Consider the following 24,843-nt stretch of genomic DNA (forward strand, 5'->3'; position numbering starts at 1 on the left):
GACTTTATGCAGTTGGGTAAAAAGATCTCTAAGCTGGAACAACTGAGCTGCAAATATAGTCGCTGGATTCATGCCACCCGAATCAGCCTGGCGTTTCTGATTACCTTTGTCGTCATCCGTTATTTCAAACTCGACGGCGCCTCCTATGCCCTGATCACCATGCTGATCGTGATGGGCCCACAACCTTATTGGGGCAATGTCTCGTCACGGGCCGTGCAACGTACCGGCGGCACCATCATCGGGGCGCTGTCGGGCCTGATCGGGCTGTACCTGGAAATCTATTCGTTCCCCCTCATGCTGCTGTGGTCCGCAGTCATGATGTTTATCGCCGGTTACCTGACCCTCGGCAAACGCCCTTATATGGCCCTGCTGATCGGCGCAACACTGGCGGTGGTCAGCTGCGCGCCACCCAATGACATGGAATCGGCCATAACCCGCAGTATTTACGTGCTGGCCGGCTCCTTGCTGGCGATGGTCTACACCAGCATCTATCCGCAACGGGCCTACACCGACCTGCGGATCAAACTCAGCGCAAGCCTGGGCCAGATCAACAACCTGTATGCGGCGTACTTCTCCCCAAGGGTGCCCGAGCGACCGAACCTGGATGATCAGCTAAAGGACGAGCTGGATGCGATCATCAAGTTGCGCAACTACATAGCCCCCGCCAGCAACGAGACCAACCTCAAGAAAGAAGTGTTCGAGTCCCTGCAAACCCTGCACCGCAACATGCTGGCGACCATGAGCCTGATGATTGATGCGTACTGGTCTTCGCGGGAAAGCCACTTGCTGATCGAGAGCGAACCGGCATTGAACGGTTTGCACAAATTGATCCCCCAGGCACTGGAGTCGTTGCAGAACAAGCTGTGCATGGAGATTTCAAACAACCAGATCAGTGGTGAACTGCGCCAGAAAACCCATGATTTGAATGAGGTTGTCCTCAAGAGCCTTGAAGGCAAGATCACCGAAACGCCGTTTTATGCCTATGTCTGGCTGAGCCTGCAGATGCTCAAGCAGTTGACTGACTTCAATGACCAGCTGCATGCCGCGCTCTATCACAACGGCCACAGACACTTGTTTAAAGACGGCAAGCTGCCGGGTGAACAAAAGTAGTCATTTGCCGCTGGCCTGAACGGCACTTTCGGGGGCGGCTGCGCGCCCTCTAAATCAGCGGTTCAGGCACTGATTGACGCTACTTTTTGGGAGTTTTAAGACTCATTTAGATGACTTATCGCACTAAAGATGAAGAATTAACTTACAAAAACTACATTACAACAATCAAAAACGTCGTTCAAAACCCTTCAAAAAAAAACAGTAAACATCTGTTTTATAACGATTTATACGCACAAACCCATCTCCTGAATTGTGTCAACCGCCTCTTTATTTCCCTTCCTGCCCGGCTGGCCGGCTGGAAATTATGGTCTAGGCTCTGGTCGCGCCCGTCTTAATGGATTTGAACGGTTGACCCCTATGAAACGACAACCCGCTCCAAACACTACTCCCCAACGCCAACCCGCCTTCGCACCCAAGCAGCGTGCGAAGTGGTTTTGCATGCGTGCGCGCCTGACCGACACTCCTGAATTTTAATTTTTACCGCACTGTTGATAGGAGGGCTTATGCAGCTCACCCCCAGAGAAGTCGAAAAGCTGATGATTTACACCTTGTCGGACGTGGCATTCCGACGTAAGGATCGCGGCTTGAAATTGAACTATCCAGAGGCTGTTTCAATTATCACCGTGACTGCACTGGAAGGCGCACGGGACGGCAAGTCGGTAGAGGATGTGATGCAGTTAGCCGCAAAAGTACTGACCAAAGACGACGTAATGGAAGGCGTCAGCGACTTGATTCCAAACGTTCAGGTAGAAGCGATTTTCACCGACGGCAGCCGCCTGGTCACAGTCCACGACCCGATCAAGTAACCGTCTGCTTTCATCCGGTATACGCAAAACTTTCACGTTTTGAGGAATCAGTCATGAGCACTAAAGAAACATCAGGTCCGCATCAGGATACTCACCCGAAACACAGCATCCCCCACGCCAAAAACCCCGGCGGCGTGCACAAGGGCAACGAAGCCGATGTCCCCCTGGGCGGCACCATCTACGCCAGCACGCCCATCTCGTTCAACGAAGACCGCCCTGTAACCAAGGTCAAAGTGCGCAACACCGGTGACCGCCCGATCCAGATCGGTTCGCACTTTCACTTCTTCGAAGTCAACCGTGCCCTTGAGTTCGACCGTGCTGCTGCCTTTGGCAAGCGCCTGAACATCTCGTCCACCACGGCTATCCGCTTCGAGCCGGGCGATGAAATTGAAGTGCCGCTGGTTCCCTTCGGTGGCAAGCAAACCCTTTACGGCTTCAACAACCTGGTCGATGGCTGGGCACCGGACAAGCTCACCAGCAACCATGAGCGCCCGGAAAAACTGCAAGCCATCCAGCGCGCGCGCGATCACGGCTTCAAGTTCTCCGCCCCGTCCAAGCCCGTCAACGACAAGTAACCGCCGCATTCTCATTTTTTGCATACGCGCCGTCGAGCCATTGACGCATGCGCGGCATTAGAAAGGAGCCACCGATGCCAACCATTTCACGCAAAGAATACGCAGGCCTGTTCGGCCCAACTACGGGCGATAAAATCCGCCTGGGTGACACCAACCTGTTTGTCGAGATTGAGAAGGACCTCCGCGGTTACGGCGACGAGTCTGTATACGGCGGCGGCAAGTCACTGCGCGACGGCATGGGGGCCGACAATACCCTGACCCGCGACAACGGCGTACTGGACCTGGTGATCACCAACGTCACCATCATCGATCCGATCCAGGGCGTGATCAAAGCCGACGTCGGCATCCGTGACGGCAAAATTGCCGGTATCGGCAAAAGCGGCAACCCCGGCACCATGAACGGTGTGACCCCGGGCCTGGTGGTGGGTGTGAGCACCGACGCCATCTCCGGTGAGCACCTGATCCTGACCGCTGCCGGGATCGACACCCACGTTCACCTGATCTCTCCGCAACAGGCGTATCACGCGCTGTCCAACGGCGTGACCACCTTCTTCGGCGGCGGCATTGGCCCAACCGACGGCACCAACGGCACCACCGTGACCCCTGGCCCGTGGAACATCCGCCAGATGCTGCGCTCGCTGGAAGGGCTGCCGATCAACGTCGGCATGCTCGGCAAGGGCAACTCCTTTGGCCGCGACCCGCTGGTCGAACAGGTCATTGCCGGTGTTGCCGGTTTCAAGGTTCACGAGGACTGGGGCGCAACCTCCAACGCACTGCGCCATGCGCTGCGTACGGCCGATGAGTTCGACGTCCAGGTCTCGGTGCACACCGACAGCCTGAACGAATGCGGTTATGTCGAAGACACCATTGATGCCTTCGAAGGTCGCACCATTCATACCTTCCACACTGAAGGCGCCGGTGGCGGTCACGCCCCCGACATCATCAAGGTGGCAAGCCAGAACAACGTGCTGCCCAGCTCGACCAACCCGACCCTGCCCTACGGCATCAACAGCCAGGCCGAGTTGTTCGACATGATCATGGTCTGTCACAACCTCAACCCCAACGTGCCGGCCGACGTATCGTTTGCCGAAAGCCGGGTTCGTCCGGAAACCATCGCCGCCGAAAACGTGCTGCAGGACATGGGTGTGATTTCCATGTTCTCCAGTGACTCCCAGGCCATGGGCCGGGTCGGTGAAAACTGGCTGCGGGTGATGCAAACCGCCCACGCGATGAAAGCCTCTCGCGGCAAACTGCCGGAAGACAGTGCCGACAACGACAACTTCCGCGTGCTGCGCTACGTGGCCAAGATCACCATCAACCCGGCTCTGGCCCAGGGTATCAGCCATGTGCTGGGCTCGGTCGAAGTCGGCAAGATGGCCGACCTGGTGCTCTGGGACCCGCGTTTCTTCGGTGCCAAGCCGAAGATGGTGATCAAGGGCGGCATGATCAACTGGGCCGCCATGGGTGATCCGAACGCCTCCCTGCCTACCCCGCAGCCGGTGTTCTACCGTCCGATGTTTGGCGCCTTGGGCAAAACCTTGCAAGACACCTGCGTGACCTTCGTGTCCCAGGCGGCATTTGATGACGGCGTGAAAGAAAAGGCCGGGCTGGAGCGTCAGGTGGTAGCGGTTCGCGGTTGTCGTACCGTCTCCAAAAAGGACCTGGTACGCAACGACCAGACCCCGCATATCGACGTCGACCCTGAAACCTTTGCCGTAAAAGTCGACGGTGTGCACGCCACGTGCAAACCGATCGATGTTGCCAGCATGAACCAGCGTTATTTCTTTGGCTAACGCCTGAACGGGCAGCCACCGGGGCTCCATTAATCCCCGGTGGCAAACGCCCGGCAAATGATTCAGGGAAGGAGTTTGCGACGTGATTTTGATTGAACACATTCTGGGCAACGCCAAGAAAGATCCGAGCTGGAAGCAAAAACTCGAAGGCGCCAACGTCGACCTTCTGGTGCTGGACCAACGTGAAGCGCAAAAAAGCCGCTGCCGGCGCACCAGCCTTGGCGGGCGAGACCTGGGCATTTCGCTGGAGCGCAATGTGGTGCTCGGCGACGGCGATATCCTGCTGTGGGACGAACCCGCCAACACCGCCGTCGTGGTGCAGCTCAACCTGCGCGACGTGATGGTGATTGACCTCAAGGAGCTGAAACAACAACCCCTGGACGTACTGATCAAGACCAGCTTCGAGCTGGGCCACGCCCTGGGCAACCAGCACTGGAAAGCCGTGACCAAACACAACGAGGTGTATATCCCCCTCACGGTCGAAACCAAAATGATGGACTCGGTGATGCGCACCCACGGCTTTGAGCACCTGCCGTACGCTTTTGTCGCCGGCGCTGAAATCCTGCCCCTGCTCACCACCTCCGAGGCGCGCCTGCTGTTTGGCGGAGCCGAAGAAACCGACACCCACGTACACGTCGCCAGCCCGCAAGACAAGCTGGAGGCTGCCGCCCTGAAGATCCAGGGCGTGCACAGCCACGATACCCACAGTCACGACAACGGCCATACGTTTCACAGCCATAAGCACTGAACCCGGCAAGAAGGCGCTTTGATGAACGCATCCGATCTAATTCGCATCATGCAGTTTGGCGACTCCGTATTGCCAGTCGGTGCCTTTTCGTTCTCGAACGGCGTGGAATCCGCCATTCAGAAAGGCATCGTTCACGATGTCGCGACCCTCAAGGGCTTTGTACTCACCGCGCTCAAACAGGCGGCCAGCTGTGACGGCATGGGCGTCGTCGCCGCTCACCGGGCATGCGTGGCCGATGATCGCGACGGGATTTTGCGCGCGGACTGGGCGGTCAATAACCGCAAGCTCAACGAAGAAAGCCGGTTGATGGCCACGCGCATGGGCAAAAAACTGGCCGAGATGTCGATCCATGTCGTCGAAAAACCCCTGGTGCGCTGGTGGCTGGAACAGATCAAGGCCGGCAACGCGGCGGGCACTTATCCGGTCACCCAGGCCGTGGTGATGTCGACCCAGGGCATCGGCGCCCGGGAGGTCGTGGTGATGCACCAGTATGGTGTCGCCATGACCATTCTCAGCGCTGCCATGCGCCTGATGCGGGTCACGCACCTGGACACCCAGCACATCCTGTTCGAGCTCAACCACGACATTGAAGCCTTCTGCGATATCGCCGAAATCGGTGATATCGATCAGATGTCTTCCTATGTGCCGATCGTCGACGTGCTTGCCGCCGTCCACGTGAAGGCCCACGTGCGGCTGTTTATGAACTGATCCATCTGAATCAACGGCGCCGGCCTGTGTCGGCGCTCAATCAGCTTCCATTTTTGTTAAGGAACGTATCGTGAAAAAGATTACTCGCATTGGTATTGGCGGCCCGGTCGGTTCAGGTAAAACCGCGATCATCGAAGTGATCACTCCGATCCTGATCAACCGTGGCTACAAACCGTTGATCATCACCAACGACATCGTGACCACCGAAGACGCCAAGCAGGTCAAGCAGGTCAAGCGCACCCTCAAGGGCATCCTGGACGAAGACAAGATCCTGGGCGTGGAGACCGGTGCCTGTCCGCACACGGCGGTGCGTGAAGACCCGAGCATGAATATTGCGGCGGTCGAGGAAATGGAAGAGAAATTCCCCGACAGCGACCTGATCATGATTGAAAGCGGCGGCGACAACCTGACCCTGACCTTCAGCCCGGCACTGGCCGATTTCTACATCTACGTGATCGACGTGGCCGAAGGCGAAAAAATCCCGCGTAAAAACGGCCCGGGCCTGGTGCAGGCTGACATCCTGATCATCAACAAGATCGACCTCGCCCCCTATGTGGGCGCCAGCCTGGATGTGATGGAGAGCGACACTAAAGTGGTGCGCGGCAACCGCCCGTATATCCTCACCAACTGCAAGACCGGCCAGGGCATTGAAGAACTGGTGGACATGATCGAACACATGTTCCTGTTCGCACAGAAACCGGCGGTCAAAAGCGAGGTCACTGCATGACATCGCAGAGCCTGAACATCGTGAACACCCCGTCACGGCTTCGCGCTCACTCATTAGGCACCGATGCGCCGGAGCTGTCGCAGTACCAGGACGAACCACCGCAAATGCAAAGCGGTTCCGAAGGCAAAAGCGGCTACCTGCGACTGGGCTTTGAAAAGCGCGGCAATCGCAGCGTACTGGCAGATATGGAGCGACGTGTACCGTCGCTGGTGCAGCGGGCATTGTACTGGGACGAGGAAATGCCCGAGCTGCCCTGCGTCACCATGATTTCGACCTCGGGCTGCGTGCTGCAGGGCGACCGTCTGGCCACTGACGTCAATGTCGGGGTGGGTGCCTGCGGGCACGTCACCACCCAGTCAGCGACCAAAGTGCATTCGATGAATGCCAACTATGCCTCGCAAATCCAGTGTTTGCGGATCGAGGAGAACGGCTATCTGGAGTTCATGCCCGACCCGCTGATCCCCCATCGCAATGCGCGCTTTATCACCGACACCCAGATCAAGATCCATCCCACGGCGACGGCGATCTACTGCGAAATTCTAATGTCGGGGCGCAAGTACCACCATGTCGATGAGCGATTCGGCTTTGACGTGTACTCCTCGCGGGTGTCGGCCGAAAACCTTGAAGGCCGCGAGCTGTTTGTCGAGAAGTACATCCTGGAGCCGAAAAAGGAGAGCCTGGACGCCATTGGCGTGATGCAGACCTTCGACGTGTTCGGCAACGTGGTTCTGCTTACGCCCAAGGAGCATCACGACCGGATCGTGGCGCGCATCCCGGCGCTGTTCGACATGCCTGCGGGCCTGGCCAGCGGCGTCACCCGCCTGCCGAACGACTGCGGCCTGATCTTCAAAGTGCTGGGCAACGACAGCGGCGAGGTCAAGGCGCAAATCCGCGAGTTCTGGAAAGTCGCCCGGGAAGAAATTCTGGGCCTGACACTGCAGCCGCAGTTTCTTTGGCGATAGCTATGTAGCCTCGAGTTGTTCGTCAGCAGCTACAGAAAAATCAACCGTGGGAGCGAGCCTGCTCGCGAAGGTTGTTCGCGAGCAGGCTCGCTCCCACTGGGGGACATTGCATTATCAGGGCGGGTCTAGGCCAAGTGCACAATCGGGAGAGTCAATATGGAAGCTGCATCCAAGTGGTCAAAAGTGGCGAGCGGCAACGTCGTCCTTGAATTCATTGACGTCACGCTGCGCGGTTGTGCCCAGGTGATGTTCCAGAACAACCCCCTGACCGGACTGCTGTTTTTTGCCGCAATCTTTGTCGGCGCCTATGGCGAAGGCAACCCGGCGGTGGCCTTTGGCAGCGTACTGGGAACCGCCGTGGCGACCTTTACCGGCCGAAAACTCAAAGACCAGAAGTCATGGAAGGCCGGCCTGCATGGCTATAACGGCTGCCTGGTCGGCGCCGCCTTGCCGACTTTCCTCGACGTCACGCCAATCCTGTGGTTATGCATCATCCTGGGCAGCGTCGTCTCGGTGATCGTCACCATCTGCATCGCCGACATTCTGAAAACCTGGAAAGTCGCCGCCCTGACCGCCCCTTTCGTTCTGGTGACCTGGACCATGCTGCTGGCCAGCTATGCCTTTGGCGGTCTCAACACCAGCGCCTTGCCGGTGCCCAACCTGCCCCATGACCTGGTCGCGCTCAACAGCGACCTGTTCGACGGCATCCATTTGTTCAATGGCACGTTTTTCGGCATCTCCGAAGTCTTCCTGTTCAGCAGCGTGATTGGCAGCCTGCTGCTGCTGGCCGGGCTGGCGGTGTCATCGTTGTGGGCAGCCGTGTTTGCCCTGGGCGGCTCGGTACTGGCGATCGTGACCGCCACGGTTCTGCAAGCGGAACACGCCAGCGTCAACAACGGCCTTTATGCATTCAGCGCCGTACTGACCGCCATCGCCCTGGGGTCGACATTCAACAAGCCCAGCTGGCGCGTGCTGATCTACACCCTTATCGGCGTGATCTTCACTGTATTTGTGCAGGGTGCCTTGAATACAGTATTGGCCCCGGTGGGCATCCCGACCCTGACCATGCCGTTTGTGCTGGCCTCCTGGTTGTTCCTGGTGCCCAACAAAGACGTGATGCCGGCCCACCGCCAATAACTTTCGATCCTGTGCCGGAGCCTGTCCATGACCGCGATTGCCCACCCCCTGGCCAACGCCGCACCGTCGAACACCACGCGGCGTGCCATTTACCTGCTGACCGGACTGATCCTGGCCAACCTTCTGGCCTGGGCCTGGGCTTTCATGGAGTTTGGCAACAACCCGGTATTGATGGGCACCGCATTGCTGGCGTACGGCTTCGGCCTGCGCCACGCCGTGGACGCCGACCATATCGCCGCCATCGACAACGTCACCCGCAAACTGATGCAACAGGGGCAGCGCCCGATTGCCGTAGGCACCTGGTTCTCCCTGGGGCACTCCACCATTGTGGTACTGGCCTCGCTTGCGATTGCCGCCACGGCCATGGCGTTCAAGGACGACATGCAGTGGTTCCATGAAACGGGCGGCCTGATCGGCACCCTGGTGTCCTCGGTGTTTCTGTTGCTGTTCGGCCTGCTCAACCTGGTGATCCTGATCTCGGTGTACAAGAAGTTCAAACAGGTCAAGGCCGGCCACACCCTGCCCCCCGAAGAGCTGGACCTGCTGGCCACCAACAAGGGCGGCCTGATGGCGCGGATCTTTGGCCGGGTGTTCAACCTGGTCAATAAAAGCTGGCACATGTACCCGGTAGGGTTCCTGTTCGGCCTGGGCTTCGACACCGCCACCGAGATCGGCCTGCTGGGCATCAGCGCCACCAGCGCCTCCCACGGCATCAGCCTGTGGTCGATCATGGTGTTCCCGGTTCTGTTCGCCGTGGGCATGGCCCTGATCGACTCACTGGACAACTTCGTGATGATCGGCGCCTACGGCTGGGCGTTCTCCAAACCGGTGCGCAAGCTCTACTACAACATCACCATCACCGCCGCCTCGGTGGTCGTCGCGCTATTTATCGGTGGCGTCGAAGCGTTGGGGCTGATTGCCGAAAAGCTCGAGCTAACGGGCGGTATATGGACGCCGATCAATGCCATCAGTGAAAACTTCGGCGAAATTGGTTACTGGATCATTGGCATGTTTGTGCTGTGCTGGCTGATTTCGGCCCTCAACTACTACATCCGCGGTTATGACCAACTGGCTGCCAATGGCTGATGCGAGGCTCAAGCACACGGATCGTATGTGGCAGCCCGGAAAACCTGACCTACACTCCCCCTCACCCCTTAACAGACGCGTCGTAGGTGCCATGACTTTATTACAGGACGTAAAAAATCGAATCACCTTTGCCTACGGGGTCGCCTTGCTGGTGGCCATCAATGGCTTCCTCTTGTTCTTGCCGGTGTTGCAACGCGGGGTTGCTCACGCCAATAGCACCTCAGGCTCATTCGATACCTGGAAGGAGGCATTGAGCTTTTTGGCCTTGCTGGAAATCCCGGGGTTCGTGGTGGGCTTTGTGTTGGTGCTGATGTCGCTGGGGCTGTTGATCAAGTCCAGAATCAGCTGGTTTTTCGCGCTATTGCTGTTGATAGCCACCGTCTGCGTTGACTTTTTCATCATTAAAAAAACCAATGGTGTGACCGTCCTGTCCCTGGTCTCTATTGCAGTACTGGCCTTCTATTGGCGCCGGTTTGACCACTACAGCCTGGCCACGGGCAGCTTCTTTGCGGTGGTCAGCATTGCCTCGCTGATTGTCTACAGCACCCTTGGCACGCTCTATATCGGCGACGGGTTTGCACCGGCGGTGACCGACCTGCCCTCGGCGTTCTACTTCGCCATCGTGGTCATGTCGACCGTGGGCTTTGGCGACATCGTCCCCCACACCACCGATGCCCGGTTCTTTACCCTGACCGTTATCGTGCTGGGCATCACCATCTTCGCGATCTCGGTGGCGTCCATTGCCGGCCCGCTGATCAGCAACAACATCCAACGAATCGTTAAAGGCAGGATTACCCACATGTCCCGTAAAAATCACTACATCCTCGTCGGCGTTGGCTCTCTGGCACAGAACGTCTACAAAGGCCTGACCGATCGCGGCGAACACGTCACCGTCGTGTGCGCCACCGGCAGCCAGCACGATCTGCCCGAAAAGGCAGACCTCATTGAGGGTGATCCGTCGGCCGCCTCGACCCTCAAAATGGCCGGCGCGGCAGACGCCAAGTACATCGTCACCCTGTGCGACAGCGACGCCGAGAACGTGTTCACCATTCTGGCGGCCAAGGAAGTGGCCGGGGACGAAACCCAGATCATCGCGCTGGTCAACGAAACCCGGAACATGCCCAAGGTCAAGCGCGTCAACCCGACCATGGTGCTGTCGTTGCCGCTGCTGGGCAGCGAATTGCTGGTGCGCACCCTGCAGGGCGATGAGATCAACAACGACCTGATCACCGAGATGTTCTTCGGCAAGCGTACGTCGCTGGCCTGAAGGCAGTACGGCCTCAAACGCCAAGCGGCGGGCTCTCCCACCGCTTGGCTGTTGTTTAACGGGCCAGCTTGTACGCGGGGTAATCCTGCAAGCGAAGCAACCGCACACCGCGCTCTTTCATCGACGCCGGCATCGCCTGACCGTAGTCCGCTTGCGCCGTCACGTTATGAATACCGAAGTACGCCATGTCTGCGGGTAACAGCGTCCACTCCTCAGCCGCTTTGAGTTGCTGCCCCATTACAGTGACGCGTGCATCGATACCCAAGCGTTTGTACAGCTCTGCCTGCCGTTTTTTTATGTCCGCAATATACTGAGCGTTATCCTTGAGGGCCTCATCCAGCAGTTTTTGTTTTTCAGCCACCGATAGTTCCGCGCCCTTTGACAGCCGGATATCATCGATGCCCGGTCCTTTTTCGAGCCCTTCCTGGATCGCGGAGCCATGCCATACCACCACTGCATCCTGTTTTATGCGCTTGGTCTTGCCGGCCGGGAAGACATAGTTGGCGCATGACGAAGCGCAGAGCCTTTCAACGACGACATCCAGGTTGTTTTCCAGCACCAGACCCGCCAGGTCCATCCCAAGATTGACATCGCCTCCGCCCGAATCGATCACCAGACGCTTGATTTTTTCTGGTGCATTCTTGAGCAGGTTTTCAACCTGGACAATCGCGGACGTGTCCATTTCCCCGCGATAGAACACGGCCTCTCCTCCTTCAATCAACGAGACCTGCGCAGCCTCCATATCGGCATGCGCGATAGGTTGGCACAGCATTGCAAAACCACCCAGCAACCCCAAAAAAACTGCTTTCATCATTTGCCTCGCTCTATAGGTCGACCGTGCACAAAAACCACCACCCACACCATCGGGACAGTGGCCGCAACGGAGCACCATAAGACACGTGACTCAAAAAATAGTCTGTCAGACGCAGGCTAGTAAATGCCTTAAGTGCTGCATGAATACCGGACATGTATTTGTAGGAGTAAGTGACGCGAAACATGCCCAAGGTCAAACGCGTCAACCCGACAATGGTGCGGATACAAAAAAAGCCCTCTGACGAGGGCTTTTTCATGGGTGCTGCAAAGGTTTATTGCGAGGTGTCGGATGCGGGAAGCGGCGTTACCCTGGCTCCGGCAAACAGGCCCAGTTCAACGGCGGCAAAACCGATGACCAGGCTAATGACCAGATAGCAGACAGAAACCAGCACACCGGCCGGATCTTTCATCATTTCCACTGCCCCGAACACAAAGCTGGAGAACGTGGAAAGCCCGCCCATGATCCCGGTGCCGACCATCACGTGTACGTACTGGTTGATCCGGTTGCTCTTGAACAGCGACGTGGCCACCCCCAGAAGGAAAGCGGCGACGATATTGGCGACAAAGATGTCCATGGGAAAACCATCGGCCAGACGCGGCACTGACAGCATCACAAACTCGCGGCACATGGCACCGAACGCGCCACCGACGAAAATCAGAATAATCATGTTCAACATGGTGTGTTCCCCTGTATCAGCGCGCCAGCCAGGCGCCGAATGCGGCGGCGGCCAGACCGACCAGTACCGAGATGACCAGATAACCTGCGGCCCATGCCCGATCCTTGGCCCTGGCCAGTTTGGAGGCATCCAGCTGCATGCTGCTGAAGGTGGTGTAACCGCCCAGAATGCCGGTCAGTACCGCGGCGTTCATGAAATCGCCGTAGCGGTCGCGCCAGTCCACGGTAAACAGAATGCTCAGGTAACCGATCACAAACGCCCCGCTGACGTTGATCAAAAACGTGCCCAGCGGGAACGGCCCTTTATAGAACTGGCCAACCCGCAGCCCGATCCACCAGCGCAGCAGCGAGCCCAGCCCGCCCCCCAAGCCAACCCAAAATACATCCAGCGCAGTCATGAAATTCCCTCTCGTGTCTGTGGTTCAGTGCGGGAACTCTAGTTCATAAAGCTGTGGCAGGGCATGACCTGGAGCGGGACTTTCGCCATGCCAGCGTTCTCAAGAGCAACCGGGTATCGACAGGCAGAACCGGGTATATGAAGTACTCAATGGCAAACGCGCCTTAACACTGCCCATGATCTGGAAACTGCATGAGATGTTTGGCATTGCGGCGCAGAGCTTGATCAAACCCGTGAAATCATGACGGCCGGGCAGGCAAAATCATGGGGCCCAGTGAAAAGGAGTACCATGCCCTCCGGCTTCACCCCTACCGCCCCATGGAACCCCTATGTTTCCCAACGCTGAACGCTACAACCACTCCACCGAGTACGCCAACAAACTGGTCGACCGTATCGGTCAAACCCCTGCCTGGATTGCCCAGCGCATCGGCGTCACCGAAAAACGCATGCGCTATATCCTCGCAGGCTCGCGCACGATCAAGGGCGACACCACCGAAATCATCATGACCTACGCCGAGCAGTTTTGCCTGGAGTGCCTGGCTGCCGAGGCCAAGGCCGCCAAGGACCGTGCCAAATCCAAGTCGACGACACCGGCCAGCGACGCTTAAAACAACCCCAGTTGCCCGCCCACCAGGGCACTGAAATCGTCGTCGACAAACACCAGAATCGCGTCCGCCACCGGTTGTAGCTGACGCGTCAGGTAGTGGTCGTAATCCACTTCTGCGGTGCGGCTCTCCAGCGGCTGGGGCCCGGCCACGGTGATCACGTAGCTGATGGTCCCGCCGTTCTGGTACTGCCGGGGCCGACCGTGCCGGTCGTTGTATTCATCGGCCAGCCGCGCCGCCCGCACATGGGGCGGGACGTTGCGCTCGTAATCACTGAGCTGGCGACGCAGGCGCTTGCGGTAGATCAGCAGTTCGTCATGCTCACCCGCCAGGGTGCTGCGCACAAAATCGCGCACATAGTCCTGATAGGGCTGGCGATTGAAGATGCGCAGGTACAGCGCCTGCTGAAACTGCTGGGCCAGCGGCGACCAGTCGCTGCGCACGGTTTCCAGCCCCTTGTAGACCATCTCCCGACGCCCGTCCGGGTGTACGACCAGCCCCGCGTAACGCTTTTTACTGCCCTCCTCGGCCCCGCGAATGGTGGGCATCAAGAACCGGCTGTAGTGGGTTTCGAACTGAAGCTCCAGGGCACTGGTGAGCCCGTATTCGTCACGCACATGGGCTTGCCACCATTGATTGACGTGCTGCACCAGCTCGCGACCGATACGCGCAGCGTCTGCTTCACTCTGTTCGCTGCGCAGCCAGACGAAGGTGGAGTCGGTGTCGCCATAGATCACGCTGTAGCCCCGGGCCTCGATCAAGGCCCGGGTCTTGAGCATGATTTCGTGCCCGCGCAGGGTGATCGAAGACGCCAGCCGCGTGTCGAAAAAGCGGCAGCCGCTGGAGCCCAGCACCCCGTAAAACGCATTCATGATGATTTTCAGGGCCTGGGACAACGGGGCGTTTTTCTCCCGCTTGGCCACCTCCCGACCATTGGCCACCCGCTCGATAATGGCAGGCAGGCAATGGCGCGTTCGCGAAAAACGCGCACCGCGAAAGCCCGGCACCGAGGCTTCGTCACTCGGATCGCGCAGCCCTTCCACCAACCCCAGCGGGTCGATCAGAAAGGTACGGATGATCGACGGGTACAGGCTTTTGTAATCGAGCACCAGCACCGACTCGTACAGGCCCGGCTGGGACTCCATCACAAAACCGCCGGGGCTGGCCTGGGGTGGTTTGTCCCCCAGATTGGGCGCGACAAACCCCTGGCGGTGCATCAACGGCATGTACAGGTGATAAAACGCCGCCACCGAGCCGCCGCTGCGGTCCGCTTCCAGGCCCGTAACCGAAGCCCGCTCCAGCAGGAAGGTCAGCAACTGGGTTTTCTCGAAGATCCGCGTCACCAGCTCGCAGTCCTTGAGGTTGTAGCGCGCCAGCGCAGGTTTGTCCTGGGCAAACATGCGGTTGATTTCGTCCATGCGCTGGTATGGCGTGCTGATGTCCTTGCCTTCGCCCAGCAGGGTCTGGGCGACGTTTTCCAGGCTGAAGGAAGGAAACGACCAGGTGGCCGAGCGCAGCGACTCAATACCGTCGATGATCAAACGCCCCGCGGCACTGGCGAAAAAGTGGTTTTTGCGGGTGCCGTGTTCGCGCCACTGCATTTCACTGCCCCCGCGCCCCAGCAGCAACGGGATACCCAACCGGCGCGCATGCTCATGCAGCACCCGCAGGTCGAATTGCACGACGTTCCAGCCGATGATCGCATCAGGGTCATGCTGCGCCAGCCACTGGTTCAAGCGCAGCAGTAGATCGCCCCGGGTGGCACAAAACTCAAGCTCGAAGTCCACCGCCGTGTCGGCCGCAGTGGCCTTGCCCAGCATGTAAACCTGACGCTGGCCGCACCCCTCAAGGGCGATGGAGTACAAATCCCCCTGGGGGCTGGTTTCAATGTCCAGTGACACCAGTTTCAAGCGCGGGCGATAGTCGGGATGGGGTTTGATCCGCGTGTCCAGCAGCGGGCCGTCGCCCTGGGCACGGCCGCCGAAACTCACCGGGGCGGTGATAAAGCGCTCCATCAGGAAACGCTCGGGCGGGCGGATGTCGGCCTCATACACATCAACCCCGGCACGACGCAGACGCTGCGCAATGTCCATCAACTGGCCATGTTGCCGGCAGTAAAGGCCGATCACCGGGCGTGACTGAAAGTCACACAGCGCCAGTTCACGAAACTCGATACCGCGCTCATCCTGCAACAGCGTCTGCGCCTGGGCGCACTGCGCCACCGGGATAAACGCGGTTGATATCTGATAAGGCACGCGCACGTGCCGGGGCCCGTCATCGGTGGCCAGCCAGAACTCGACCTCGATGCCCGACGGCGTGTCGCGCCAGTGCCGGGTCAGGACAAAACCCTGTTTCAAGCCCACCGCTGCAGCCTCACAGACCGGCCTGACGGGTTACAGACATGTCGCCAGCATGGCCAGACGGCGCATCGCTGCACTGTCGTCAGGCTGTTTGGCGTAATAGCTCACCGCCGTTCCCGTGCCTTGGGACACCAGATCGGCAAAGGACTCGGCACTGCGGGTGTAAACCGTCTGCTGCCCCGGTTTGTCGGTGTTGATATAGGCACTGGCATCGACCCCGAACACGCCTTCGTCCTGCCACGAGAACTTGATGCACTCGGCAACCAGCGGCATCGGTTTGGCCGAAGTCAGCACCCGCACAGGGCTTTTGCTGCGTGCCTCATTCATCGCCGGTGAAATACAGCCGGCCAACAAGGCAAGGCTCACAGCGCCGATCATCATTCGCATCGAATATCCCCCTCGAAAAGTCGAGCACGATAACACGCGATCAAACCGGCCCGGCCCCTGAAACCCGAATACGGGCAAAGGCCACTCGCGTTAAACACACAGGCAGAGGAACGAAAGAGTGATATGCATCAAAGAATGCAGAGATAAATGCCTGCCATCTGGCGAAATGGACGGCCGGTGCTAGCGTCAACCCAGATTTGGCGCATGATGCGCCAGATTAGAGTGATTACTCTAAAAACTGATGTGCCGCACTTGAGCACTTACCAGCCAACGCACCAAACCAACGCCCACTCCCGCCGGGCCTCGGATGACAAACCGCCAAAGAGCGATTGAAGGAGCAAAGCAATGGGGTTGACCACCGCCCGAAAGGCCAGTTACAGCGCACTCACTCTGGCCATGGTGCCGCTACTGGGCTGGGCAGATAACGCTCGGGACTGGCAAAACACGCCCACCGATTTGAACATGGTGTTTGGCTATTACAACCGCGTCGACACCAACACCCCTATTGATACCTCGCTGCCCATCGACGGCCTGTCGCTCAATGCCGATGTCTACATCATGCGATATGCCCGCTCATTCGCAGTCGATGGCCGCAACAGCGCGATCCAGATCCTGCAACCCTATGCCGATATTTCAGCCTCGTTCGACAACGCGCAGTACTTCAGCGGCACCAAACACAACGGCGGCATGGGCGACACCCAGGTCGTGCTGGTGCACAACATCTTTGGCGGCCCGGCCCTGACCAAGGAAGAATTTGCCAAGGCAACCCCCGAAACCTTCCTCACGGGTGCGCTGTGGGTCACCACGCCGACCGGGGATTACGATAAAAACCGGGTGATCAATATCGGCGCCAACCGCTGGGTGTTCAAACCGGAAATCGGCTTCGGCACACCGTTTGGCCCGACCTGGCTGGAGGTCAATACCTGGGTCTCGCTGTTCGGTGACAACGACGATTACCAGGGCGACAGCAAGCTCGAACAAAAACCGCTGTATGCCGTCGAAGGCCACTACAGCTACACCATCAACCGTGCGTTGTGGGCGTCGCTGGATGCCACTTACAGCCGCGGCGGCGAAACCAGAATCGACGGTGACTGGCAAGACAACAAACAGGAAAACACCCTGGTAGGCGCCAGCATGGGGTTCATGCTGACGCCCCAGGTTGGCGGCATGCTGGCTTACACCGACACAGTGGCGGAGCGCACCGGCTCACCGGATGTCGCTACCTGGACAGTTCGCATGCAGTACGTCTGGTAGAGGCCGCCCCCATGCCCCCCTTCCGTCACGCCTTGCTGGGCCTGCTCCTGGCCATTACCGGTCAGGCCCAGGCTGGCGATAACGTCGCCATTGAACCCGGGGCCTTGCAGGCACTGGAGCGGATGGGCAGTTATTTGCGCAGCCTCAAGCAGTTCGGCGTCGAGGCCCGCAGCCAGACTGATCAGGTGCTGGAAAACGGCCAGACCATCGAGTTTCGCCATTCCACCCAACTACTGGCCCGGCAGCCTGACAAGCTGATGGTCTCGGTTGACGACCAGGGCAAGCGGCGCAGCCTCTATTACAACGGCAAGACCTTCACCCTCTACCAGAGCCCCGGCACCTACTACGCCCGCACCCCGGCGCCTGCCAGCATTGACGCACTGATCGACCTGCTCGACGTGCGCTACGGCATCGAATTGCCGCTGGCGGACTTGTTCCGCTGGAACGCCGGCACCGCCCGGCAGGTGGGGCTCAAGTCCGCCGTGCTGATTGGCAGCGACACCCTGGACGGCCAGCGCTGCGACCATTACGCCTTGCGCCAGGACGATATCGACTGGCAATTGTGGCTGCGCCAGGGGGAGCAACCGCTGCCCTGCCGCCTGACCATCAGCCGCCGTGACATCCCCGAAAAACCCCGCCACAGCGTGGACTACACCTGGCAACTCAACGCACCGGTCAACGCGGGCAGCTTTGAGTTCGTACCGCCCCCGGGCGCTCAGGAAGTGCCCCTGCAGTGGGCGCCCAACAAGTACAGCCTGGAGGCACAGCCATGAAGCGCATGCATTGGCTGCTGTGCGGCGTGCTCAGTGCCAGCCTGTTGCATATCTCCGTCGCCCAGGCCTGGCAACTGCGCAACGGGGGCGGCGCACGTACCTTTGTCGTGCCCCACAACGGCGGCCATCCACCCCCGGCTCCGCACCCGATGCCCCAACCGCATCCGCAACCCGGGCCGCACCCCTATCCACAGCCAGGGCCACATCCATATCCACAGCCAGGGCCACATCCTTATCCGCAACCGGGACCACATCCCTACCCCGGGCCGGGGCCTCACCCGCCACCGCCCATGCCACCGCCGCCACCCCCTCCGCCACCGCCACCGGATAACTGGTATCACCCGTGGGCGACAGCCGCGGTGATTGGTGCAACCACGGCGACGGTGCTGGCCATCGGTACCCAAGTGGCCAGTGTGCCCGCCGGTTGCGTGTCGGTGGTGGCCAGCAATGTGGCGTACCAGCACTGCGGCCCCACCTGGTACCAACCGCGTTACGTGGGCGGCAACGTTCAGTTTGTGGTGGTCCCCGCTCCCTGGTAATCGTGTTCAGGCTAGGAATACTTTATGACAGCGCTCAACGATCTAAACGCCCTGCAAGCCAGCATCGCCGAAGCGGTGCTGGGGCAGGACGAGGTTATCCGCCAGATCATCATCGGCCTGCTGGCCAACGGTCATCTGTTGCTGGAAAGCCTGCCGGGGCTGGCCAAGACCCGCACCGTCAAGGCACTGGCCAAACACCTGGACGCCAGGATGAGCCGCATCCAGTTCACCCCCGACCTGCTGCCTTCGGACATCACCGGCGCCGAAGTGCTGCATCAGGTCGACGGCCAGAACCAGATCATGTTCCAGCCCGGCCCGCTGTTCGGCAACCTGATCCTGGCGGACGAAATCAACCGCGCTCCGGCCAAGGTGCAGGCTGCCTTGCTCGAAGCCATGGAAGAACGCCAGATCACCGTGGCCGGCAACAGCCATCCATTGCCCGAGCTGTTTATTGTGCTGGCCACGCAAAACCCCATCGAACAGGAAGGCACCTACCCGCTGCCCGAGGCGCAGATGGACCGGTTTCTGATGAAGGTGCTGCTCGACTACCCCACCCCGGCGGATGAGTCCCAGGTGCTGCGTATGCTGCGCGGTGAAGAACAGGCCCACGGAGCAAAAACTGAGGCCGGCGCAGGATTTTCCCTGGGCCAGGAGGCCGTTTTTGCCGCCCGCCGCGAAGTCAGCGCGGTGGCCGTCTCGCCCGCCATCGACCGCTACCTGATCGACCTGGTCAACGCCACCCGGCACCCGGCCGACTACGACCCTGACCTGGCGCGCTGGATCGTCATCGGCGCCAGCCCCCGGGGCGGCATCGGCCTGGACCGTTGTGCCCGCGCCGACGCCTGGCTGCGAGGCCAGACCTTTGTCACACCGGACAATGTTCGCGCGATGGTGCATCCGGTGCTGCGCCACCGCCTGCAACTGAGCTACGACGCCGTCGCCGATGGCGTGAGTGCCGATCAGGTGCTCGACCGTATTCTCGACAAAGTCGCAATCCCGGCCTGAGGAGCTTGCCGATGTACGCTCCACAGCAGGCCGCCGATGGATGGGTGTATGTGTCTCTGGCGCAATTGATGGCGCTGGAATTCAAGGCGCGCGCATTGAGTTTTGTCGCCCGCCAACCCCGGGGCAGCATCCTTTCGGGCAACCATGCTTCGCGCTTGCGGGGCCGTGGGTTGAACTTCGACGAACTGCGCCGCTACCAGCCCGGTGACGACCTGCGCCACCTCGACTGGCGGGCCTCGTTGCGCACCGGCAAACCGGTGGTGCGCACCTTTACCGAAGAGCGCGACCGCCCGGCGCTGATCATTGTCGATCAACGCATGTCGATGTTTTTTGGCTCCAGCCACAGCTTCAAATCCGCCACCGCCGCCGAGCTGGGCGCATTGGCTGCGTGGATGGTGTTCAACGCCGGCGACCGGGTCGGCGGGCTGGTGTTCAACGACCAGCGCATCGACAGCATCGCCCCGCTGCGAAGCCGCAAACGGGTCGAAGCGCTGTGCAGCAAAATCGTGCAGCAAAACCGCCAGCTCAATGCCACGCAACCCGACTGCGAAGACGCCGACCAACTGGACAAGGTGCTGCAACACTGCCTTGCCGTGGCCGGCCATGACCACCTGATTTGCCTGATCAGCGATTTCGCCGGTGCAGGCCCGCGCACCCTGCAGCTGATGCGTCAACTGGCGGCGCACAACGATGTGATCGCGATGCAAGTCTACGACCCCCTGGCGCTGGACCTGCCAAAAAACGGCCACTTGCTGGTGACCCAGGGCCAGCTGCAAGTAGAACTGGCGGTGCAGCACCCGCACATCCGCCAACCTCTGGGGGACTTTCTCAGCGGTCGCTTCAAGGACATTGCCAGCCTGCTGCGCCGCAGCCAGGTGCCGTTGATGATGTTCAGCACCGCGCTGGATGCCCACAGCCAGTTACGCACTGAACTGGGCAAGCTGGGTGGGCCGCGTAGATGAGCACTCCCATCCCCGACATCGATCAACTGCAAAGCCTGGCCCTGCCTGCACCCGTCAGTTACATGCCGCAGACCTGGGGCTGGTGGGCGTTGCTAGGAGTTGTGCTGGCCGGGCTGGCAGTGTGGGCCGCGCGCACTTACTGGCTTTGGCGGCGCAACCGCTACCGGCGCGAGGCCTTGCAACGCTTGGCCCAGCTGCGCGCGGCCAACGACCCGCTCGCCACCTTGCGCGAGCTGCCCACATTGCTTAAACGCGTGGCCCTGTCGATGCCGGTCCCACAGCCTGCAGGCCCGTTGCAGGGCGAGGCCTGGCAAGGCTTTTTGCGCAGCCACAGTGCGCAACCCCTGCCCGACGATTTCAGCGAGCAACTGGCGTTCCTGGCCTATGCCCCGGATGACCAGTTGCTGGCATTGCCGGACACCCAGCGCCACTACCTGTTCGAGACCTGCACACGCTGGGTGGAGCAACACCATGTGGCAGCTTGATTACCCCTGGTTGCTGCTGTTGCTGCCTTTACCGTGGTTCGGCTACCGCTGGCTGCCCGCGTACCGCGAGGCCCGCAGTGCGGTGCGCGTGCCGTTTTTCAACGCCATGAGCCGCGCCATCGACCAGGCGCCACAGGCCGCAGGTACACGGCATAACCTCTGGCAACTGCTGCTCAATCTGCTGGTGTGGACCTTGCTGGTAGTGGCTGTGGCCAGACCGGTGTGGGTCGAAAAGCCCATCGAACGCCAGCAACCGGTGCGCGACCTGATGCTGGCCATCGACATCTCGCAATCGATGGAAACCACCGATTTCACAGACGCCAACGGGAACAAAATCAACCGCCTGGCCGCCGTCAAACAGGTGGTGCAGGACTTTATCCAGCGCCGCAAGGACGACCGCATCGGCCTGATCGTGTTCGGCAGCGGCGCCTACCCCCAGGCGCCGCTGACCCTTGACCACGCCAGCCTGTCGTTGCTGCTCGAAGACACCGGGATCGGCATGGCCGGGCCCAATACCGCCATCGGCGATGCCATTGGCCTGAGCCTCAAACTGCTCGACCAGGCCCACGAGCCGCAAAAGGTGCTGATCCTGCTCACCGATGGCAACGACACCCACAGCGCCATCCCCCCGACCCGTGCCGCCGCAATGGCAGCGGCCAAAGGCGTGGTGATTCACACCATCGGCATTGGCGACCCGAATGCCGAAGGCGAAGCCAAGGTCAACCTTACGGCTCTGCAAGGCATCGCCAAAAGCACCGGCGGCCAGTACTTTCGCGCCGAAGACCGTGACAGCCTGAACCAGGTTTACGCCACCCTCGACCGCATCACCCCGCACCAGGTCAAAACCCTGAGCCATCAACCCAAGCGGGACCTGTTCTGGTTACCGCTGGCGGCGGCCATCAGCCTGTTGGCGCTGTATCACCTGTGCGCGCTGCTCGCCTCGCGGCTGCATCAACGCCCGGCCCGGCAGGAGGTCTGAAATGGAGATCAACCTCGGCGACTTCCACTTTCTGCGCCCGTACTGGCTGCTGCTGGCTGTGTTCGGCGCCCTGCTGCCATTGCTGTGGCGCCGCAGCCACGACCAGCAACGCCGCTTGCGGGCGATCATTGCCCCGCATCTGCTGCCCCACTTGCTGATCACCCCGCAAGACCCTCACCGCCTGCGCCCGGTGCATTTGACGGCCGCCCTGCTGATCCTTGGCGCCATCGCGACGGCAGGCCCCACCTGGGAACAGGATCGCCCGGCGTTCCTGCAAAACCGTGCCCCGCTGATCATCGCCCTGGACCTGTCACCCTCGATGGACGCCAGCGATGTGCAACCGACACGCCTGGAAGCCGCCAAACACAAACTCCACGACCTGATCGCCCGGCGCAGCGGCGCACGCACGGCCTTGATTGCCTATGCAGGCAGCGCGCATCTGGTACTGCCCGCCACCGACGACCCGGCGCTGCTGGACAGTTTTATCCAGGCCCTGGGCACTGACCTGATCGCCCTCCCCGGCAAGAATGTGGCGGCAGTGATCGAACAGGCCAAACGCCTGCTCCAGGCCGAAAAAGCCCCCGGCACCTTGCTGCTGATCACCGACGGCGCCGACACCGCGCAGCTGGACAGTCTCAAACCACTGCTGCAAGGCAGCGCCCTGCAAGTACTGGTACTGGCCGTTGGCAGTGCCAATGGCGGGATCATCCGCGATGCCAGCGGCCAGCCGCGCACCGACAGCAATGGCCGCCCCGAGCTGGGCAGCTTCGACAGCGCCGCACTCAAGCAACTGGCCGTCGCCACCGATGCGCCGCTGGGCAGCCTGACCATCAATGATGACGATCTGGACTGGATCGAAGGCCACGCCCGGCAGCACTTTCAGGCCGCCAGCGATGAACAGCGCGGGCTGCAATGGAAGGACGCGGGCTACTGGCTGTGCGGGCCGCTACTGTTGATCGGGTTTTTCTCGGTGCGCCGTGGCTGGAGCCTGAACTGGAACGCCGTGCTGGTACTGGGCGCGGGCCTGGCCCTGCAACCGGCACCCGCTGAGGCCAACGCCCTGACCGATGCCTTCTTCACCCGTGACCAGCAAGGGCGCTGGGCCTTTGAGCATCAGCATTACCCGGCAGCGGCCGAGCTGTTCGTTGACCCGTACTGGAAAGGCATCGCCGCCTACAACGCCGCCGATTTCGACCTGGCACTGGCCAGCTTTGCGCAACTGGATACGCCCCAGGCGTACTTCTACCTGGGCAATATCTACGTGCGCCGTTTCAAGTTCGAGCAAGGGATTGCCGCCTACCGCCAGGCGCTGACCTTGCAACCGCAGTTCCCCGAAGCCAGCGCCAACCTGGCCCTGGCGCTGGCCCTGCTGAAAGACACCGAGAGCGCCGGGCAAAACACCCCCGAGGTCAAACCCGACGCGATCAAGTTCGACGGGCAACCGGGCAAAGGCCAAAGCAAACCGCTGCAAACCCGGCAAGCGGCCAGCGACGAGCAATGGCTGCAAAACCTCACCACGTCCCCGGCCAACTTCCTGCGTCAGAAATTCAGCCTGCAAGACCAGACCGCACAGCAACCGAAGGTGGCGCCATGAAACGCCTGGGCTGGACCTTGCTGCTGTGCAGCGCCCTGGCCCGGGCTGATGAGCCGCAGTTGCTGGTGCAAACCCGCCTTGTTCCGGGTGACGCGGTGGTGGTCGGCGAACCCTTGCAACTGCAAGTCGATGTGCTGACCGACACCTGGTTCACCAGCGCCGCGACGCTGCCGGAACTGTCGATCAGCGGCACCGATATTTTGCCGCCCAATGCCGAGGCCCAACACCTCACGCAAACCCGGGATGGCCAAACCTTCACCGGCCTGCGCTACACCTACCGCATCACCCCGAACCTGGCGCAAGGCTTCGCCATTCCCCCTTTCACCGTGCGGGCAACCCCGGCCCAGGCCAGCCATGAGCTGTCGGCGCAAACACCGGCGATGCAGTTGCGCGCCAGCCTGCCGAGCGGCTTCAGCCCCGGCGAACCGGTGCTGGTGGCCAGCGCACTGCGTTTTAGCCAGACCATCAGCCCGAATGCAGGCCCGTTCAAAGTCGGTGACAGCCTCAGTCGCACACTGACCCTGCAAGCCGACAACACCCCCGGCCTGTCCTTGCCAACCCCGGCACCGGGCACCCTCGCCGGGCTCAGTGCCTACCCGAAAACCCCGCAGGTGCGCAATCTGGACGACGGCCGTGGCAGCTTCATCGGCGGGCAACGTATCGACCGCGTGAGTTATCGCATCGAGCGCGAAGGCAACTTCACCCTGCCGGCGATCAGCGTCAAATGGTGGGACAGCGTGAACCGCAAGGTGCAGGTCAGCCAGGTGCCGGGGTTCAGCTTCAAGGCCACCGCCAACAGCGGCGACCGCCCGGTGTTTTCCATCACCCGCGACCTTGAACAGCTGGGGCAACCGACCCGGCTGCACATCCCCGGGTCGCTGTTGCTCCCGGGCTCAATCCTGCTGCTGGCGGGCATCGGTTATATGAACCGCCGCCGGTTGCAACACGGTTTCAGTGTGATCAACCACTGGCTGCGCACGCGACCTCCACGCAAAACCTATGGTTTGCGCCCACTTAATCCTGGTCATGAAAAGGACTTCCAAGAATGAATACATCAATACCAGTCGCCGTGGGAGCGAGCCTGCTCGCGAACGA

The 24,843-nt window shown here is 60.5% G+C and carries 25 protein-coding genes and 2 pseudogenes; 22 read left to right on the plus strand and 5 right to left on the minus strand.

Features of this window, described 5'->3' with window-relative positions; translation table 11 throughout:
* Positions 1–6: 6 nt before the first annotated feature.
* From ACZRMS_RS16880 to kch, 11 genes and pseudogenes are all read left to right on the plus strand, one after another.
* Entirely contained in the window at positions 7–1,110 is a 1,104-nt protein-coding gene (locus ACZRMS_RS16880) for an FUSC family protein (protein WP_463996188.1), read from the plus strand.
* Positions 1,111–1,613: 503 nt separating this feature from the next.
* On the plus strand, positions 1,614–1,916 hold the full coding sequence (locus ACZRMS_RS16885; protein WP_463996189.1) for an urease subunit gamma: 303 nt from the start codon (positions 1,614–1,616) through the stop codon (positions 1,914–1,916).
* 53 nt (positions 1,917–1,969) lie between these two features.
* A pseudogene (locus ACZRMS_RS16890) lies at positions 1,970–2,371 on the plus strand (urease subunit beta); the annotation flags it as partial.
* 194 nt (positions 2,372–2,565) lie between these two features.
* Positions 2,566–4,284, plus strand: a complete 1,719-nt coding sequence (locus ACZRMS_RS16895; RefSeq protein ID WP_463996190.1) for an urease subunit alpha — start codon at positions 2,566–2,568, stop codon at positions 4,282–4,284.
* 82 nt (positions 4,285–4,366) lie between these two features.
* On the plus strand, positions 4,367–5,032 hold the full coding sequence (locus ACZRMS_RS16900) for an urease accessory protein UreE (RefSeq protein WP_463996191.1): 666 nt from the start codon (positions 4,367–4,369) through the stop codon (positions 5,030–5,032).
* Between the two features lie 21 nt (positions 5,033–5,053).
* On the plus strand, positions 5,054–5,740 hold the full coding sequence (locus ACZRMS_RS16905) for an urease accessory protein UreF (RefSeq protein ID WP_048360972.1): 687 nt from the start codon (positions 5,054–5,056) through the stop codon (positions 5,738–5,740).
* A 70-nt stretch (positions 5,741–5,810) separates the two neighbouring features.
* Positions 5,811–6,467, plus strand: coding sequence for an urease accessory protein UreG (ureG, locus tag ACZRMS_RS16910; protein WP_463996192.1), 657 nt, complete (start codon positions 5,811–5,813; stop codon positions 6,465–6,467).
* The gene (locus ACZRMS_RS16915; RefSeq protein WP_463996193.1) at positions 6,464–7,429 is read left to right on the plus strand and encodes an urease accessory protein UreD; all 966 of its coding nucleotides are present in this window, start codon (positions 6,464–6,466) and stop codon (positions 7,427–7,429) included. The genes ureG and ACZRMS_RS16915 overlap by 4 nt, the downstream gene beginning before the upstream one ends.
* A gap of 156 nt (positions 7,430–7,585) precedes the next feature.
* Positions 7,586–8,566, plus strand: coding sequence for an urea transporter (yut, locus tag ACZRMS_RS16920; protein WP_463996194.1), 981 nt, complete (start codon positions 7,586–7,588; stop codon positions 8,564–8,566).
* Positions 8,567–8,593: 27 nt separating this feature from the next.
* On the plus strand, positions 8,594–9,652 hold the full coding sequence (locus tag ACZRMS_RS16925; RefSeq protein WP_463996195.1) for a HoxN/HupN/NixA family nickel/cobalt transporter: 1,059 nt from the start codon (positions 8,594–8,596) through the stop codon (positions 9,650–9,652).
* 91 nt (positions 9,653–9,743) lie between these two features.
* Complete coding sequence (kch, locus tag ACZRMS_RS16930; protein ID WP_463996196.1) at positions 9,744–10,919, plus strand: voltage-gated potassium channel protein; 1,176 nt, start codon at positions 9,744–9,746, stop codon at positions 10,917–10,919.
* Between the two features lie 55 nt (positions 10,920–10,974).
* Here the strand turns inward: kch and ACZRMS_RS16935 are convergent, their stop codons facing one another.
* From ACZRMS_RS16935 to crcB (ACZRMS_RS16945), 3 genes are all read right to left on the minus strand, one after another.
* Positions 10,975–11,733: an HMG-box domain-containing protein gene (locus ACZRMS_RS16935; protein WP_463996197.1), complete on the minus strand. Its 759-nt coding sequence runs from the start codon at positions 11,731–11,733 to the stop codon at positions 10,975–10,977.
* 271 nt (positions 11,734–12,004) lie between these two features.
* A complete protein-coding gene (gene crcB / locus ACZRMS_RS16940) occupies positions 12,005–12,409 on the minus strand; it encodes a fluoride efflux transporter CrcB (protein ID WP_463996198.1) in 405 nt (134 codons plus the stop codon).
* A gap of 16 nt (positions 12,410–12,425) precedes the next feature.
* Positions 12,426–12,806: a fluoride efflux transporter CrcB gene (crcB, locus tag ACZRMS_RS16945; RefSeq protein WP_463996199.1), complete on the minus strand. Its 381-nt coding sequence runs from the start codon at positions 12,804–12,806 to the stop codon at positions 12,426–12,428.
* A 109-nt stretch (positions 12,807–12,915) separates the two neighbouring features.
* Between crcB (ACZRMS_RS16945) and ACZRMS_RS16950 the strand changes: the two are divergent.
* Both ACZRMS_RS16950 and ACZRMS_RS16955 read left to right on the plus strand, forming a co-directional pair.
* A pseudogene (locus tag ACZRMS_RS16950) lies at positions 12,916–13,050 on the plus strand (transcriptional regulator); the annotation flags it as partial.
* An 84-nt stretch (positions 13,051–13,134) separates the two neighbouring features.
* On the plus strand, positions 13,135–13,413 hold the full coding sequence (locus ACZRMS_RS16955) for a hypothetical protein (protein WP_048360962.1): 279 nt from the start codon (positions 13,135–13,137) through the stop codon (positions 13,411–13,413).
* Here ACZRMS_RS16955 and ACZRMS_RS16960 read toward each other — a convergent pair.
* Both ACZRMS_RS16960 and ACZRMS_RS16965 read right to left on the minus strand, forming a co-directional pair.
* Positions 13,410–15,773 (minus strand): DNA polymerase II, encoded by a 2,364-nt coding sequence (locus ACZRMS_RS16960; protein WP_463996200.1) that lies wholly within the window; start codon positions 15,771–15,773, stop codon positions 13,410–13,412. The genes ACZRMS_RS16955 and ACZRMS_RS16960 overlap by 4 nt on opposite strands.
* A 30-nt stretch (positions 15,774–15,803) precedes the next feature.
* Positions 15,804–16,157, minus strand: coding sequence for a hypothetical protein (locus ACZRMS_RS16965; RefSeq protein ID WP_463996201.1), 354 nt, complete (start codon positions 16,155–16,157; stop codon positions 15,804–15,806).
* Positions 16,158–16,502: 345 nt separating this feature from the next.
* On the opposite strand from ACZRMS_RS16965, the gene ACZRMS_RS16970 reads away from it, so the two are divergent.
* Genes ACZRMS_RS16970 through ACZRMS_RS17010 form a run of 9 tightly spaced genes read left to right on the plus strand, consistent with a single transcriptional unit; the run spans position 16,503 to position 24,797 of the window.
* Positions 16,503–17,411, plus strand: coding sequence for a transporter (locus tag ACZRMS_RS16970; protein ID WP_463996202.1), 909 nt, complete (start codon positions 16,503–16,505; stop codon positions 17,409–17,411).
* Positions 17,412–17,422: 11 nt separating this feature from the next.
* Positions 17,423–18,184, plus strand: coding sequence for a DUF2092 domain-containing protein (locus ACZRMS_RS16975; protein WP_463996203.1), 762 nt, complete (start codon positions 17,423–17,425; stop codon positions 18,182–18,184).
* Positions 18,181–18,723, plus strand: coding sequence for a hypothetical protein (locus ACZRMS_RS16980; RefSeq protein WP_463996204.1), 543 nt, complete (start codon positions 18,181–18,183; stop codon positions 18,721–18,723). Before ACZRMS_RS16975 ends, ACZRMS_RS16980 begins: the two co-directional genes overlap by 4 nt.
* Before the next feature lie 24 nt (positions 18,724–18,747).
* Positions 18,748–19,728, plus strand: coding sequence for an AAA family ATPase (locus ACZRMS_RS16985; protein WP_463996205.1), 981 nt, complete (start codon positions 18,748–18,750; stop codon positions 19,726–19,728).
* 11 nt (positions 19,729–19,739) lie between these two features.
* Complete coding sequence (locus ACZRMS_RS16990; protein WP_463996206.1) at positions 19,740–20,690, plus strand: DUF58 domain-containing protein; 951 nt, start codon at positions 19,740–19,742, stop codon at positions 20,688–20,690.
* The gene (locus tag ACZRMS_RS16995) at positions 20,687–21,175 is read left to right on the plus strand and encodes a DUF4381 domain-containing protein (protein WP_463996207.1); all 489 of its coding nucleotides are present in this window, start codon (positions 20,687–20,689) and stop codon (positions 21,173–21,175) included. The genes ACZRMS_RS16990 and ACZRMS_RS16995 overlap by 4 nt, the downstream gene beginning before the upstream one ends.
* A complete protein-coding gene (locus tag ACZRMS_RS17000) occupies positions 21,162–22,154 on the plus strand; it encodes a vWA domain-containing protein (protein ID WP_463996208.1) in 993 nt (330 codons plus the stop codon). Before ACZRMS_RS16995 ends, ACZRMS_RS17000 begins: the two co-directional genes overlap by 14 nt.
* A 1-nt stretch (position 22,155) precedes the next feature.
* Positions 22,156–23,748: a VWA domain-containing protein gene (locus ACZRMS_RS17005; protein ID WP_463996209.1), complete on the plus strand. Its 1,593-nt coding sequence runs from the start codon at positions 22,156–22,158 to the stop codon at positions 23,746–23,748.
* On the plus strand, positions 23,745–24,797 hold the full coding sequence (locus ACZRMS_RS17010) for a hypothetical protein (protein WP_463996210.1): 1,053 nt from the start codon (positions 23,745–23,747) through the stop codon (positions 24,795–24,797). The genes ACZRMS_RS17005 and ACZRMS_RS17010 overlap by 4 nt, the downstream gene beginning before the upstream one ends.
* Positions 24,798–24,843 lie beyond the last annotated feature (46 nt).

The organism is Pseudomonas sp. B424 (assembly GCF_055408345.1).